The organism is Litoribacterium kuwaitense (assembly GCF_011058155.1).
In the GTDB taxonomy this organism is placed as follows: Bacteria; Bacillota; Bacilli; order Bacillales; family DSM-28697; genus Litoribacterium; species Litoribacterium kuwaitense.
In genome coordinates, this window is record NZ_JAALFC010000021.1 from 46805 (window position 1) to 62943 (window position 16139).

At 44.0% G+C, this 16139-nt stretch carries 12 protein-coding genes and 3 pseudogenes; 11 read left to right on the plus strand and 4 right to left on the minus strand.

All coding sequences use genetic code 11. The features are described from left to right. Nucleotides 1-4: 4 nt before the first annotated feature. Nucleotides 5-867: pseudogene (locus G4V62_RS11580) on the plus strand (carbohydrate ABC transporter permease). After that, nucleotides 867-1687, plus strand: a pseudogene (locus G4V62_RS11585) (carbohydrate ABC transporter permease). Before G4V62_RS11580 ends, G4V62_RS11585 begins: the two co-directional pseudogenes overlap by 1 nt. 60 nt (nt 1688-1747) lie before the next feature. On the opposite strand, the gene G4V62_RS11590 reads toward G4V62_RS11585, so the two are convergent. Then, nucleotides 1748-2437, minus strand: a complete 690-nt coding sequence (locus G4V62_RS11590) for a response regulator transcription factor (protein WP_165202373.1) — start codon at nt 2435-2437, stop codon at nt 1748-1750. A 26-nt stretch (nt 2438-2463) separates the two neighbouring features. Further along, entirely contained in the window at nt 2464-3957 is a 1494-nt protein-coding gene (locus G4V62_RS11595) for a sensor histidine kinase (RefSeq protein WP_165202375.1), read from the minus strand. A 126-nt stretch (nt 3958-4083) separates the two neighbouring features. Here G4V62_RS11595 and G4V62_RS20330 point away from each other — a divergent pair, with 126 nt between their 5' ends. The 7 genes from G4V62_RS20330 to G4V62_RS11620 all read left to right on the plus strand — a co-directional run bounded on the left by G4V62_RS20330 (nt 4084) and on the right by G4V62_RS11620 (nt 12494). Beyond that, nucleotides 4084-4482: an extracellular solute-binding protein gene (locus tag G4V62_RS20330; protein WP_281358963.1), complete on the plus strand. Its 399-nt coding sequence runs from the start codon at nt 4084-4086 to the stop codon at nt 4480-4482. After that, complete coding sequence (locus tag G4V62_RS11600) at nt 4467-5369, plus strand: extracellular solute-binding protein (RefSeq protein ID WP_281358964.1); 903 nt, start codon at nt 4467-4469, stop codon at nt 5367-5369. Before G4V62_RS20330 ends, G4V62_RS11600 begins: the two co-directional genes overlap by 16 nt. Before the next feature lie 109 nt (nt 5370-5478). Next, a complete protein-coding gene (locus G4V62_RS11605; RefSeq protein ID WP_165202377.1) occupies nt 5479-6366 on the plus strand; it encodes a carbohydrate ABC transporter permease in 888 nt (295 codons plus the stop codon). 51 nt (nt 6367-6417) lie between these two features. Further along, nucleotides 6418-7284 carry a carbohydrate ABC transporter permease gene (locus G4V62_RS11610; protein ID WP_212508752.1) on the plus strand — a complete coding sequence of 289 codons (867 nt, stop codon included), beginning with the start codon at nt 6418-6420 and terminating at the stop codon, nt 7282-7284. A gap of 50 nt (nt 7285-7334) precedes the next feature. Beyond that, complete coding sequence (locus G4V62_RS11615) at nt 7335-11057, plus strand: polysaccharide lyase family 8 super-sandwich domain-containing protein (protein ID WP_165202379.1); 3723 nt, start codon at nt 7335-7337, stop codon at nt 11055-11057. Between the two features lie 13 nt (nt 11058-11070). Then, nucleotides 11071-11340: a sulfatase-like hydrolase/transferase gene (locus G4V62_RS20335; RefSeq protein WP_281358966.1), complete on the plus strand. Its 270-nt coding sequence runs from the start codon at nt 11071-11073 to the stop codon at nt 11338-11340. Then, nucleotides 11337-12494, plus strand: a complete 1158-nt coding sequence (locus G4V62_RS11620) for a sulfatase family protein (RefSeq protein ID WP_281358967.1) — start codon at nt 11337-11339, stop codon at nt 12492-12494. Before G4V62_RS20335 ends, G4V62_RS11620 begins: the two co-directional genes overlap by 4 nt. Before the next feature lie 218 nt (nt 12495-12712). Here the strand turns inward: G4V62_RS11620 and G4V62_RS11625 are convergent, their stop codons facing one another. After that, a complete protein-coding gene (locus G4V62_RS11625; protein WP_165202381.1) occupies nt 12713-13159 on the minus strand; it encodes a hypothetical protein in 447 nt (148 codons plus the stop codon). A 358-nt stretch (nt 13160-13517) separates the two neighbouring features. Between G4V62_RS11625 and G4V62_RS11630 the strand changes: the two genes are divergently transcribed. Both G4V62_RS11630 and G4V62_RS11635 read left to right on the plus strand, forming a co-directional pair. Continuing rightward, nucleotides 13518-14267, plus strand: coding sequence for a copper amine oxidase N-terminal domain-containing protein (locus G4V62_RS11630; protein ID WP_165202383.1), 750 nt, complete (start codon nt 13518-13520; stop codon nt 14265-14267). Nucleotides 14268-14366: 99 nt separating this feature from the next. Then, entirely contained in the window at nt 14367-14792 is a 426-nt protein-coding gene (locus G4V62_RS11635) for a DUF2935 domain-containing protein (protein ID WP_165202385.1), read from the plus strand. A 248-nt stretch (nt 14793-15040) separates the two neighbouring features. On the opposite strand, the pseudogene G4V62_RS11640 reads toward G4V62_RS11635, so the two are convergent. Next, nucleotides 15041-16113: pseudogene (locus G4V62_RS11640) on the minus strand (BCCT family transporter). Between the last annotated feature and the right edge of the window lie 26 nt (nt 16114-16139).

Below are 16139 nucleotides of genomic sequence, written 5' to 3' on the forward strand. Positions count from 1 at the left end.
AAACATGAAAGCGCGTGACCGTTCCTTTTTACTTATGGCATTGCCGGCGATGCTCTTATTTTTCATATTCCACACGTATCCCGTTTTACAGGGTGTCTTCTACAGCTTTACAAACTGGCGAGGATATGGGGAATGGGATTTCGTTGGCTTGCAAAATTATTTGAACGTATTTCAAGACGGACGAGCGATGAATGCGTATTGGTTCACCATTAAATTCGCCGTCGTTTCAACGATTTTAGTTAATATTTTTAGTCTAGCGGTCGCTTAGGACTAAATGCAAATATTAAATTCCAGAAAACATTGCGGGCGGTATACTTCCTGCCCAATATTTTAAGCATTCTTATCGTCGGCTTTATTTTTAATTTCATTTTCACGCATTTTCTTCCAGAGATTATGGGTGCTTTAGGAATTGAAGCGTTGACGAGTAATATCCTCGGAAGCCCGGATACAGCGTGGGTTGGTGTCGTCATCATGACAGTTTGGCAGGCAACGGCTTTTAACACCATTTTGTATTTAGCAGGACTGCAAACGATCACTGATGATGTGTATGAAGCAGCAGATATTGATGGTGCCAACCCATGGAAGAAGTTTATAAAAATTACGTTTCCGCTGATCGCGCCTTTCTTTACGATTAATATGGTGCTGGCGATGAAAAACTTCCTCATGGCGTTCGACCAAATTGTCGCGTTGACCAATGGAGGCCCGGGACAAGCGACTGAATCCATTTCGTTGTTAATTTATAAAGGTGGCTTTGAAGGCGGAGAATTTGCTTATCAATCAGCAAATGCGGTGATTTACTTCATCATTATCGTTGTGATTTCAATTTTTCAAATCCGCGTGTTGCAAAAACGGGAGGTTGAGGCGTAATGCAGAAAGAAAGAAAAACCTGGCTCGTTACGTCCTTGCTCATTTTAGGAACCATTCTCGTTTTTATTCCTCTTTATTTGACGATTACGATCGCATTAAAGACGCCGCAGGAAATGTCAGAGCCTTTGCTTTCCCTTCCGGATGAGTGGCGTTTTCAAAACTTTATCGATGCAATCGAAATGACGGACTTCTTTAGTGCCTTGCAAAACAGTGTGTTGATTACGGTGTCTGTTGTCGCTTTGACGTTGCTTTCGAACTCATTAGTTTCTTATGCGATTGCTCGTAATATGCATAAACGTTTCTATAAATTTCTCTTTTATTATTTTGTCAGTGCGATGTTTGTACCTTTTCCGATTATTATGCTTCCGATCGTGAAACAGACGGCGATTTGGAATATCGATAATCCGATCGGTTTAACGATTCTGTATGTCGTATATGGACTTGCCTTGAACGTTTTCATCTACGTTGGGTACATTAAATCGATTCCAAAATCGTTGGAAGAAGCGGCGACGATCGACGGAGCAAGTACTTGGAAAGTGTTTTGGAAAGTGATTTTCCCTATTTTATCACCAATGAACGCGACTGTTGGTATTTTGACTTGTCTTATGGCGTGGAACGACTTTATGCTTCCGCTCGTCATTTTAAGCGATCCAGAGTTCGCGACTTTACCGCTCGTGCAATATATTTTCCAAACGGAATTTAGTACAAACTACAATTTGGCGTTTGCATCGTATTTGATGGCCTTAGCGCCAATGGTTGTTGTGTATCTCTTTGCGCAAAATGGATTATCCGCGGTGTCATGCAAGGGTCCATTAAATAAGCGTTATTTTTCATCCCCTAATGATTTGGTTGGGGGATTTTTTATGGTTATTTCGATCCTTTAATCATACGAAATTTTAGCAATCATCGTCATAACATCGTGCTCATCGATAAACTGCAGCACTTCACGTGTGTTTCGTTTATGGAATTTCTTTAAAATACTTGAGATTTGCTTTTTAATTGTTTCCAGTTCAACAGAGCGTTCGGCAGCAATTTGTTTTCGATTGCGACCTTGGCAGAGGGATTTTAGGATTTCAATTTCTGAAGGTGTCAGCGTCGCGATGACGTTAAAAATGTGTGTGAAATTCTCTTCAAAATGTTTAACTCTGGCAAATTCCTCTTTTAATTTATTGGCAATGTAAGGTCGGATCGATGACGTGTTTTGGGCGGCTTGGTCAATGGCCTCGATGACCTCTTCTTTCGCGGCAGATTTGACGACATAGTCAGAGATATTTGTTTGGTAGGCAGAAAAAATGGATTGATTGTCTATATGAATTGTCAAAATAATAATCTTTGCGTTCGGTGCGATTTGGTTAATTTCTGCGGATGCTCTAATGCCTGCCGACGCGTCTTCCATTTCGATGTCCATTAAGATAATATCCGGCTGCTTTTTCTTCGCATAGCTGACAGCTTCCGTAGCATTTTGCGCAGTGCCAATCAAGGTGAAACGAGGAACGTCACGAATGATGCGACACAGACGTCTCCGGTGCGCTTCCATGTCATCGACAACCAGTATTTTTAGCTGCTTCACGCTTACAACCCCCTTAATCTTATTTGTTACGTTGATAAGAGCGGGATAAAGATGTTAAATTGAGCACCCTCACCATATTTACTATGAAACTCAATCGTTCCGCCATGCAGCTTAATGACTTTATAGCAGTAGGATAACCCAATACCCCAGTTGGTGACTGAGGATTTAGTAGAATAGAACGGTGTAAACAGCCGCTTTTTTGCTTCATTTGAAATGCCAGAACCATTATCTGTGATGGAGATAACGCCCCATTGATGGATGCGCTTCGTCGTAACGGTAATTTCTCCTCGTTCGGCATCGACCGCTTCTTCAGCATTTTTAATGAGGTTATAGATCGTTTCCTCAAGGAGGTCTTCGTCAATATGTGCTTGTAGTTTGTTGCTGCTAAAAGCTGTCTCCATGTTGACAGCTGAATGCTTAAAGCGGTGACAAGCTTTTAACACAGGCGCGTTTAATGGCGTGACAGCCATTGATGGATGAAAGCCAGATAATTTTTCTAAAGCCGTTTCAAGACTTCGGGACGACTCAAGACATGAATGTGTAATGAGCTTCAGGCTGTACATGGCTTCAGCATCATTCTTAAGCCGCTCTTGCAGAAACTCGGCTTCGGAATGAATGGCAAGCAGATGATTTTTGATGGAGTGGGTAAACGTACGTACACCTAAAGAGGCGGTGTCAATATTCCGATGAGTCAGCACGTGAAATTCCTTATTGGAACGTTTGATCATATTATATTTGTACGCATTGTAAAACATGAATAGGAGCGCGGCCGTCGTAATCATCGGATAAAGTCGCAATTCAAGGACAGTCAAATCCGGTTGCTGGTAGTTGATAAAGTCAGGAATAAAAGTGCTTTTCACTAAATTGTCTGGTGCCCAGTAAAACATTAAAAAATAGATGAACATCAGGGGAAGCAAGCTAAATATAGTAAAGAGGGTATGGTTCCGTAAAAACCGGATATGGTAGTGCAGGACAACCTGCCGGACCAATAAAAAAATACCCGTCACCACGTAAAGTAAGTTCACCACTTTGAAAAAGATTTCACCCTTATGGATCATCGCCAAATATGTGTCCATCCGGCGGTATGAAAAGGCAGCGTCCTGTATAAAGAGGTTTATCGCCGGATCAAAAAATAAAAATTGCGCTACCGAAAGGGGAATAACGATATAAAGCAGGCGGCGTGTTTTTTTGTTTTTCAGCCATTGATTCATACAAAAGGACAAGGAAAATAAAAAAATGAACAAATAAAATAAGATGTTCCCTACATTCAACAGCCGAATAAGTGTATTCGGATCAAAATTTTGCAGAACGAGATACGTCCGTGTCCCAGGACTAAGATTGAAAAGCTCATTGATTGTTCCGTAATAGAGATTAAATTTGCTCAAATATAAAACAAAGGAAAGATAAGAAATGACGGCACTAATAAAAATACCGTATAAAAAAATAACTGAGCTTGTATTGTTGCTTTTGTAAATGAAAAGAATGAGCAGAAACACAAACAAAATATAAACGAAGGTCATCGGCATCACCTGTTCTCGTGAGATGTAAAAAAGGGGGTATAAAAGTTTACACTTATGCCGTTTTGTGAAAACCCTTACAATACAGTATATATTATTGCTATTCTGAAAAATAGGGGGGGATAAATGATGGCAAAGAAAATATCCATCGTTTATGTTGTAGCGTTATTTCTGCTGATCGGTCTTTTAAGCGGGTGCAACAGTTCAGAGAGTGAAGCAACGACAGAGGAAGAACAAACTGAAGTCAATTTAAAAGTCGCCGTCTTCCCAGCGGATGAACCGACATTTGCGAAGGCGTATGAACAGTTCAAGAAGGAATATCCGAATATTAATATCGAGTTTGAGTCGTTTCCTCAAAAGCAGTATTACGAAAAAATTCGGATGCAGCTGTCCAGCGGCATCGGCTACGATTTATTTGCCGGTCAAATTGATACGATGGTAGACACGGGGATTTTAGCGCCGTTGGATGAGTACATCAAGGAGAGCGGCATCGATGTTCTGGATTCGGCAATATGTATGAAGCCATGAAAATGGATGATGAAGTATTAGGGCTCCCTTACCGCAAATCGAACTGGATGATGTACTACAATAAGGATTTATTTGATGAAAAAGGGGTCGATTACCCGAGTGACGATATGACTTGGAGTGAATTTCGTGAGCTCGCCAAGCAAATGACGAGTGGCGAGGGTGAGGATAAAATTTACGGTGCTTATTTACAGCAATGGCCGCAAACGTGGTATATGTCGGCTGTTCAACAAGGCGCGTCCATTATTGATAAAGACTTGTCGCCGTTTAAGCAAGCTTTAGAAAACCGCATTCAATTAGAACAAGATGAATCGATCATGTCGTGGGCTGAACAAATTTCGACAGGGGCACACTATAATGCTGCTTTTCAAAAAGGAACGACAGCGCTGAGTATCATTGGTGACTGGCACGTGGCGCAGCTTCGACAAGCTGAAGCGGATGGCGACATTGCGTTCGATTGGGATGTTGTGCCAATTCCACATCCGGAAAACGTTGAGCCAAACACGTCGCTCGCCCTTCCAGTAGGGTTAATGATGAATAAAAACTCTGAGCATCAGGACGCAGCGTTTACAGCGTTACAATTTTTTACCGGTAAGGAAGGTGCGGAAATGTTTGCGGAAGACGGATATATTACTGGGTATATCGATGATGATGTGAAAGAAGCCTACCTTGGAGACGGGTCGCAGAAGCCGGAAAATCTTCATTATTTCTTAGAGACGAAAGAATATCCAGAATATCCTATGCTCCCAGGGGTGAAGAACATTGTCGTCCAGCAAATCTACAAGCAGGAAGGTGAACTGGCACTGCTTGGTGAGCAAACGGCTGACGAAGCCATTAAAAACATTGAAGAACGTGTACAAAGTGAATGGGCGAGTAAATCCGAGGAGTAGGGTAGAGCATGATTCATTTCGCTCGGACGGCAGTCTCTGGGTCTTTCCAGAGACTGCTATTTAAAGAAGATCATAGGCTTTTCAACATTATTGTAAGGAGGCGAGCCTCTTGAAAAAGACAACGTCCAATTTTACAAAAAGAAATCGTCTTACTGCTTATGCCTTCCTATTACCAAATATTTTAGGATTTCTCGTATTTATCTTCCTTCCCGTGATTGCTTCATTTTTAATGAGCTTTACGTCATGGAATGGTTTCGGTGATATTGAGTTTGTCGGCATTGATAATTATATTGGTCTTCTGAACGATGAAAATTTTAAAATTTCATTATTCAACAGCATTTTGTTTCTCTTTATTTCAGTGCCGATGACGCTATTTTTGTCGCTCGTTGCTGCTGTCGCCTTGAATCGCGGCATTCGCTTTTTAAAAGTATTTCGCACGGCGATTTTTCTTCCTTACGTGACGGCAACTGTTGCTGTGGCAGCGGTTTGGCAGCTCGTGTTTAACCCGACGATGGGGCCGATCAACGGCTTTTTAACGAGCATAGGCATCGACAATCCACCTGGTTGGCTGACATCTCCTGAGTGGGCTTTAATTTCGGTATCCATCGTCTATATTTGGCACTCGATTGGTTATTATATGGTCATTTATTTAGCCGGCTTGCAAAATATACCGAAAGATTTATATGAAGCGGCAGAGATTGATGGGGCGGGCCCTTTGGCGACGTTTTTCCACGTCACGATTCCGATGATGTCCCAAGTCATTTTCTTCACGATGATCATCGGTGTGATCAATTCCTTTAAAGTGTTTGATTTTATCTTCGTTTTAACCGATGGTGGTCCGGGGCGTTCGACGCAAGTGCTCGTGTACGATATTTACAACACAGCGTTTAAACAGTTTGAATATGGCTACGCCTCTGCGATGGCGTACGTGTTGTTTTTAATCATTTTGATCTTTACGTTCATCCAATTTAAAGGGCAGAAACGATGGAACGATTGACGACAATCAGAGCAACGCCTTTCAGCAAGTTCGAGAAGGAGTGAGTTCACGATGGCTATGAAAACAGAGCAGGTGGCCGTTCAAGTGAAGAAGACCCCAAAATTTAAACCGCAAATCATGCTTCGCTATGTCGTGATCACTGTCATATCTATATTGATGGTGCTGCCGTTTCTTTGGATGGTTTCATCTTCATTTAAACCGGAGGCAGACATCTTCGGCTTTCCAATTCAATGGATTCCGGAGAATTTTCAATGGAGCAACTACGTCGATGTGTGGACGACAATTCCCTTTCACTTATATTATTTAAATACGATTAAAATTGCGGTGTCCGCAACGGTATTATTAGTGATCACGAGTTCGCTCGCCGGTTATGCCTTTGCCAAGGTAAAGTTTCCCGAGCGGGATAAGCTGTTTTTCTTATATATTGCGACGATGATGATTCCTTACCAGGTCATGATGATTCCGCAGTTTATGCTCATGAAGGAATTAGGGCTCGTCGATTCGCACTGGTCGTTGATTTTGCTCGGAGCGTTTAATCCGTTTGGCGTGTTTTTGTTTCGGCAGTTTTTTCTTTCGATCCCTGATGAGTTACTGGAAGCGGCAAGAATTGACGGGTTGAGCGAATTTGGCATTTACTGGCGCATTATGATGCCGTTGTCAAAGCCGGCGATTGCGACGCTTGTCATTTTTTCATTTATGCATGCATGGAATGATTTTCTCGGTCCTTTGATCTATCTGACGTCTGATCATTTATATACCATTCAGCTTGGCATGCAGTTTTTTATTACTGAATACAATACGGAATATGCCTTGTTAATGGCGGCGGCTGTATCAGCTGTTATTCCAACCATTCTCGTTTATTTCTTTGCACAAGACCAGTTTGTTGAAGGCGTTGCCAGTACAGGCGTGAAAGGTTAACCGAGTGTTCATTTTGCCTTTGCCACCTCAACAATAAAGGGAGGAATTTTGTGAAGAAACACTGGATGTTTATTGCTTTGTCTGTTTTATTGCTTTGGTCTGTCGTATCGGTCAGCAATGCGGGGCATGCAAGTGCAGAAGAAGACATCCGTGTGATGAACAACAGTTTTGAAGAGGTTGAGCCACAGACAGGAGAGTGGGATGGAGAAGTGCCGCAAGACTGGATGGTGTGGAAGCCGACGGGCGATCCTGCGGTTTTTGTGACGGATGAACAAGCTTATACAGGAAGCCATGCCTTGGAAATATCAGCACTTGAAGAAGGAAGAGCGGCTGTTTCACAAGACGTGGACGTCAGCGGCGGTGCGACGTATTTATTCAGTGCTTGGATCAAAACGGAAGACGTCACAAGTACTCAGGGTGCTCGTTTAAGAGCGACGTATTATAGCGGAGGTGAGCAGCAGGAGCTGATTTATTCTGCAAAGGTAAGCGGGACAAAGGACTGGACGTATATTGAAAAAGTTTTAACACCACCAGAGCATGTCGATCGCATTAGGGTTCAGAATTTTTTGGAAAAAGGAACAGGAACGGCCTGGTTTGATGAGGTGAATTTAACGAAAATTATTCCGCTTGAAGCCGTTGAGATTGTTCAGGAAGATATGACTGTGAGGGCAGGAGAAACAGTTTCCTTACAGTGGAGCATCACGCCGGAGAACGCAACCCATCAAGAGGTGTCTTGGGTGTCATCAAGTGAAGACGTAGCTACTGTTGACAATGGGGTTGTGACAGCGAGAAAACAAGGAACAGCAATCATTTCAGTCATTTCACAACAGGGCAGTCTTTCCGATGATGTCGTCGTAACTGTGGAAGAAGACCCGAATGATGAACTCACTCCGATTGACTCCATTACGTTGCCAACCGAGCTGTTAACGATGAGAGAAGGACAGCATCGGCTCCTTGAACCAACGGTGACACCGGCTGAGGCGACAGAGGAACTTGTTTGGCGTTCAAGCCACCCGGATATAGCTTCTGTTTCAGGTGGGGTTGTGACGGCAGTAGCTTCTGGTGAGACAACGATTAGCGTGATGGCAGAAGATGGGCGCGTGCAGGCGGAAAGGGACATCCAAGTGGCTGCCTATGAGCCAGATCGCTTTGATGCATTACGCGAGAAATGGAATGAGCGTTTATTAGGGCGTGACGCTTTTGATCCAAATCATCCACGGATGGTCGACATCCTGACAAATAAAACAGAAAACGCGGAAACGTTGTGGCAAACGATGAACCGCAATGACGTCCGTGACTATTTGTGGCTTGATTTATCAAGCACGACGAATCCGAAAGACATTACGGAAAGCTACCGTAACTTGCACAGAATGGCGGAAATGTTTGTGACTGAGCGTTCGTCTTTATACCACGATCCAGAGCTACTGACCGATTTAATCTCTGGTCTTAACTGGATGTATGAACAGCGGTATAACGAGCACATTGCTCAATATGGCAACTGGTGGCATTGGGAAATTGGGGCGCCAAAATCGTTAAATGACCTCGTCTCACTTTTGTACCCGTACTTGGAGGAGGAGGCGGTTCATCGTTATTTAACAGCTGTTGATCATTTTCAGCCTGACCCGACGAAATCAGGCGCGACGACGCCAGACCGTTATCGTGAAGCATACGGCGCCAATCGTATTGACACGAGTAAGGTTGTTGCCATTCGTGGGCTGCTTGTGAAAGACGCGGATAAGCTTGCAGCTTCACGGGATGCGTTAAGTCAAGTGTTTGAGTACGTCGATGTCGGAAACGGCTTTTACGAAGACGGATCGTTTATTCAGCATGAAGACATTCCTTATACCGGATCGTATGGACTTGTGTTAATTGAAGGGTTAGAAGGACTGCTGCAATTGTTTAGTGACTCAGATTGGGAAGTGGTCGACCCGGAAGTCGCTCATGTGTACAAATGGATGACCGAAAGCTTTGAACCGTTAATATATAAAGGTTCACTGATGGATATGGTGAGGGGGAGAGCGATTTCCCGCAGCTCTCTTCAAGACCAGCAGGCAGGCTACTCTGTGACTCGTACCATTTTACGCATGTCGACATTTGCGCCTGAGCCTTATGCAACCACATATGAGCAAATGGCAAAGTATTGGATTCAACAGAGCGGCGAAGCGGCATACTTGCAGCATACTTCTCGTTTTAATGACATCGTTTTGACAACCGATTTGCTTGAAGACGATTCGATTACGCCGCGGGGGGAGTTACTTGGACACTTCACCTTTGCCAATATGGACCGTGTCGTGACGCGGAAGCCAGGCTATACGTTTGGGATTAGCATGTACTCTGATCGGACGCAAAACTACGAAGATATGAATGACGAAAACCGAAAAGGCTGGTACACGAGTGCAGGAATGACGTACTTGTACAATGGTGGTCAAAGTCAATATAGTGACGGGTTTTGGCCAACGATCGATCCATATCGCATGCCTGGTACGACAGTTGATACGATGGCACGGAGTGATGGAAGTGGTGAACACCGCTCACCGCACGCTTGGGCTGGCGGATCGACGTTAGCCGATATGTTTGGCACAGCAGGGATGGAATACAGCGGATGGGAAAGCTCGCTGACGGCGAAAAAGTCATGGTTTATGTTTGACGATGAAATTGTCGCCTTGGGCGCAGGGATTACGAGTGACGAGGAGCGGAATGTTGAAACGATTGTAGAAAATAGGCAGATCAAACGAGACGGCTCTAATCATTTAAGTGTGAACGGTGAGGTGCAGGCAGGAACCGCTTTTGAAACTGTGCAAGACAACGTTTCATACGCGTTTTTGGCAGGTGCTGACGACGGTGGGAACATCGGCTATTACTTTCCGGAAGGTGTGCAGCTACACTTGAAGAAGGAGCAGCGCGAAGGTGCATGGCAGGATATTAATTATACACAGCCCGGTGATTTGCTCACCCGGTCGTATGCGACGATGTGGATCGATCACGACGTGAAGCCAAGTGATGATCAGTATGCTTACGTTTTATTACCAAACCGGTCGGAGCAGGAAGTTGCCGACTATGCAGCGAATCCTGATATAGAAGTGTTGCGCAATGATTCTGCCGTCCAAGCGGTTCGTGATCAAGAGCTTGGCGTCGTTGGGGCGAACTTTTGGAATGATGAAAAGCAAACCGTTGGCTCGCTGACGGCGTACGATCAAGCTTCGGTCACCATGAAGAAAACGCCAAACACCATTGAGCTGGCGGTTGCTGATCCGACGATGAACAACGATGGCTTCATTGAGTTAGAGATTTCCGAAAAGGTGTTCGACGTCATTGCGGCCGATGAACGCGTCGAGGTCGTGCAGACGAAGCCTTTCGTCCGTTTGCAAGTTGATGTAAGCGATGCCAAGGGTTCGTCCGTTGCGGTCACGCTGAGCACTGATGCAAATGCAACGAAGCATGCCAGTCTTTTTACTGTTTCATCTGAAGTCGGAGGAGGACAATGGCAAGCAGGCGAGGCGATGACAGCTGACATTTCCGTCACGAGTGAAAAGAATGCACAGCCAGCGACATTGACTTTTGCTTACTACGATTGGAAAGGACAGTTGCAAAAACAGGTGAACAAAGACATTCAATTGAAAAAAGGCGACTCCAAATCGTATGACTTATCATTAACATTGCCAAATGAAGTCATCGGCGGAACACTCCGCATCTTCGTTTGGAAAGGAAAAGACATTGGAGGGAACGGCTACAAACGTTTATCAAACGTCGTTATTCACGAATCTGATAATTAGAGGAGAGGAAAAGATGGCGAAACGACCAAACATCATCTATTTATTTGCCGATCAGTGGCGAAGGCAAGCCGTTGGATACGCCAACGAAGATCCTGTCATGACGCCGAATATCGACCAATTCGCCGCAGACAGCACTGTATTTACTGACGCCGTTACATGCGCACCGATCTGTTCACCGCATCGGGCATCGCTTCTGACAGGAAAATATCCTTTAAGCACAGGGGTTTATACAAACTGTAAAGAAGGCCTTGAAGTCATGCTGCAGCAGAGGAATGCTGTATGAGTGACGTATTAAAAGATGCTGGCTATCAAACAGGATATATCGGAAAATGGCACTTAGATTTATCAGAGAAGAATTTGTCTGAATCGCCTGAATCAGGAGCGGATGGATGGGATGCGTTTACGCCACCGGGACCAAAGCGACACGGCTTTGACTTTTGGTATTCTTACGGCGCTTGGGACCAACATTTATCTCCCCATTATTGGCAGGATACACCTGAAAAAATGAAAGTCAACCAGTGGTCAGTCGAGCACGAGACCGATGTGGCGCTTGATTTTATTAAGCGAAGAAATCCAGAGGAACCGTTTGCGTTGTTCGTGTCATGGAATCCACCGCACACGCCTTATGAGCAAGTCCCAGAGAAGTATAAGGAAATGTATGAAAATTTAAACGAACCCTTTAGAGAGAATGTGAATGCAGATACTTTTAAAGTGCATACAGGAGAGGAAATACGAGGTGGACTTGAGGAATTAGCTGAAAAGCGGAAGAACTATTTTGCGGCTGTGACCGGGATTGATGAAAACTTCGGACGGATTTTGGCAGCATTGAAAGAAGAGCAATTAGAGGAAGATACGATTGTCGTGTTGACTGCCGATCATGGGGAATTGATGGGCTCGCATGGACTGATGACGAAGCACGTCTGGTATGAGGAGTCGATTGGCGTTCCGTTTGCGATTCGCTGGCCAGGTCAGGTTGTTCCACAGACGACTGACGCCCTTTTAAATACGGTCGACATTATGCCGACGTTGCTTCAGATGGCAGGGCTACATGTTCCTGACACGGTCGAAGGCATTGACTTAACGCCAGTGTTGAAGGGGGAGGATGACGAGCAAGAGGCGGTGTTTTTATGTGCTTATCCAGGCAGAGTGCCAGCGATAGAGAAGTTTGAGAAGGCGCAGTTGGACCATTTAGCGTACGGCTGGCGTGCCGTCCGGACGAAGAACCACCTGTACGCAGTTCATCGCGGCTATGTGCCAGGCGAGCCGACCGTTCGCCTTTTACATGATCTAAAAAACGACCCGTATCAATTACAGCCAGTGGAAATCAGTGATGCTACAAGTGAGGAAACAGCCAAAGCGCTTGAAGATCAGCTGCTTCACTGGCTCACTGAACAAAATGACCCGATCCGCCATGAACTTAGAAATGTAAAGGCTTAACAGAAAAAGGAACCTGACACTGAATGGATAGGTGTCAGGTTCAGCTTGTTAACAACCGTCGTCTCTGTCGTTGCTTGACTCGCTCTTGAACGCTATGACAAACATTCTCAAATGGCGCTGAATGGTTTGAGAAGTGCTGAACGCCATCTGAACAAGAGTGTATACGAGGCTTGGAAAAAACTTGTTGGCAATCCAAAAAAAAGACCAACTAGAGCGGTTTAGTCGAGGATGGTTGCTTCCATCTTAATATCATTGCTGGGACTTTCTGCTCTATTATGAATGAGGAAATAATACGAGCCATCCTCAGGAATGGTAATGACATCGTGTTGGTCCAAGACGGGTTTGTCATCAAACCTTTGATCGGAATATTCCAGCATCCGCACTTCCAAGTCTCCACCAGTAAAATGATAATCGACCTCGACCCGATCTCCTGATTTAAGCGCATAGCCGCCAAAATTGTTATATTCGCCAGGCTGAATGTTCTCGTAGTGGTTAAAATATGTGCCATTTGAGGGGGTTTCTACGGCTAAATTCGATTCGTTTGCATAGAGGTTCGGTCCATTGTCCTCAGAAGACATGGCGTTTGTAGCAAAGACCGTCGCTGTCCCTAAGATGAGCACAAGAACGAGTATGAAGCGTATAAGTGAAAATTCTTTCATCTTCATCACTGACATCATCCTTTTTTAAAAATAGTAACAATAAAAACTTGTTCTATCAATTGATATAGAATCTATCATCGATGTATCTGTCCATTATATACGCTCTATCTCATCACCCGCATGTCTTGAACTAAGCCCCGTCAAGTAGACAGTGGAAATAACAAAATCGTTTAGTAGACTTAAGTCCAATCCCTTTTTATCGTATCTGAAAGCGTTTATTCGTCGAAGAAGTAAATGTTTATCTATTGCTTGAGGCGGCTAACTCTTTATTAAATGTTTGAAAAAATGAAATATGAATTGTGATTAAAGGTGACTTGAGTGGATGTCAATTACAGTTCCATAGTAGATAGGAGGTTGATGAAAAATGAAGAACCTGCTGAAAAAAAAGCCAGTGCTTGCCGCGTCCGCGTTCAGTGTGTTCATCCTCACGATCACTACGGTGTCCGTCGTTTCTTCGAATGCAAACATTGGGCTAATAGTTGACGGAAAAGAAGTGACACCAGATGTCACCCCGCAGATTATCGATGGCCGGGTCATGGTCCCTGTAAGATGGGTGAGCGAAGCTTTTGATACAGAGGTGGAATGGGATGAAGATCATCGCAATGTCATTATTCATCAAAATGAAGGCCCTTATGAAGCCACGACTCTCGAAGAAAAGTTACAGCAAGACTTGCCAGCGCCTTCAGAAGACATTCGTTTTGAGGACGCCAGTGATGAAGAGATTACTGCTTACTTAGAGGAAGCAGGGGACTGGCTGCTGAAATCGATCTTTGCCGCCTCGCCCACGTCTGGGGAGGATAAGGCGGAGCAGGAAAAGCAAGCAATCTTTGCCCATCTGAGCCCATTATTCACAGAGGATGTCATCGCTGATTATTTTCACCGTGGATACAAAAAAGAACATGCTATGTATATCAAGCAGGGTGTTGATATTCAAAGACTTGCAGACTATTATGATCAGCATGAAGTCAATGTAACGAAGGTCGAGGAAGGTGTCGTTGGCATTGAGGTAAAAGCCACGCTGACCGCTGAAGGCATCGTTTTAACACACCAATCCACCGTGCGTTATGATGAGCATGGTTTCGTGTTTGAGTCGTTTAACGCCTCTAGAAATTAATGTCTGTACGCCAGTCATATTTACGCGACATGAGAATGGCATGGTCTATGCTTCCACCGTTTTGAATATAGGTAAGTAAAAGCGGATGGGGGAATAGACGTGCAATATTATTATGGAAATCAAATGCCACTGCGTGTATTAGATGAAGCAGAGTTTTGGAAGCATCAAGAAGAAGAGCATACGGTCGTCATTCGAGAATTGGTCACTGATCTTGAAGAGCCTTATGTTGAAGCCTTAGAAGAATGGGAAAAAGCATTTGCGAAAACACATCAACGAACAGTTCGTTTTATTGAAACGGTCAATCGTTCTAAAGGACAAGTCTCACCGGCACTTTATCAAGACATCATGCAGCTGATCTCTTTTTGCTTGAAACAAAGTGAACAGTTTATTCGGTTTTGCCGCCAATTGCTAGAGCAAAGCGAACCGATTCGGATCAATCCAACCGCCAAAGTCGTTATGAACCATATCATTGCGGAATCGGAGTACTTTATCGGTGTGGCGCAGACGATTTTGTATGCGTCGTGAGTGTTGGCAGACGGTAATGAAAATTTGGCTCTGCAATTCGGTAAGGAAGCGCTCGAAGAAATGGTATGAAGGCTTGCATCCATTTGATTGAGAAATGTTTTTTACGAGAAAGAGAACGATCAAAGCAAATCGTCGTTGTCGACAATGAAAGTATTTAAAAAGGATAGATAAGGACAGGTATTCATCCTGTTTATCTATCCTTTTGATCATGTGGTTATTTTCCGCTGTGGATGGTTCGGAAAACAGTGTTATTTGTCATACACCTTATCCGTGTCGACATCCAGATCCTGCTTTTGATACACACGCATTTCCTGTTTTTCGGCAGGGGTATCGCCGAAGTCTTTAATCATCCACTTGAGCCATCCGAAAATCATAATGATCATTATGACAATGACTGGTACACCGGTAATGATGGCACTCGTTTTAATCGTATTAAGGTCAGCGCCAATGAAAATCATTGTGAGTGGTACGACGGCAAGCATGACGCACCAAAAGAGGCGGTGCAATGGATGAGGCTCTTCATTTTCCTTTAGACCCGGTGTTGCTGTCGAAGCCATTGTGAATGCCGCACCATCAAGGGTTGAGGCAAGAAAGAGCAAGGAAGTGACAGAAAATAGAACCATAAACACGCTGCCCAATGGCAAAGTATTCATCACTTCAACAATGGCATTCATATCATCTCCAGCACCGAGCATACCAACGACATCGACCATCCCATTGAGCTGTCGATCAATAGAAAGGCTTGAGATCACACCGAAAAAGAAGAAACAGCCAAGGCTACCACTAATTAACGTATTGCCGATGACCGAGCGCAGTGTTCGCCCTTTGGAGACCTTTGCAATAAATATTCCTGTAAAGGGGGCATACGTAATCCAATAGAGCCAATAAAAAATCGTCCAAGTTTCAGAAAAACCAGATTGTCCAACAGGATCAGTAAATAAGCTCATCTGAATAAAATTTTGCATCATCAATCCGAGTGAGTTCGTGCTATTTGAAATAATAAATAGTCCAGGTCCGAGTAAAAGGATTCCGACACAAAAGACAAGGGCTAATTTAATGGTTAAGTTTGAAATCATGGCCATGCCTTTTTTAAGCCAATGTAAGAGCTAAAAGAATACACGATTGAAATGAGAACAATTAAGATAATGTTCATCGTAAACGAAGGCTCAACGCCGATAACAACACTTATGATATGAGAAACGAGCGGTACAGAAAGCCCTAATGTGATACTCAGTCCGCCAAAACAGATAAATATAAAGATGATATCAATCAGACGGCCGATCAATCCATTTTGCTTAATACCTGTGATTGAGCTCACCATCGCACTTAAGCTCAAGCCTTTATTTT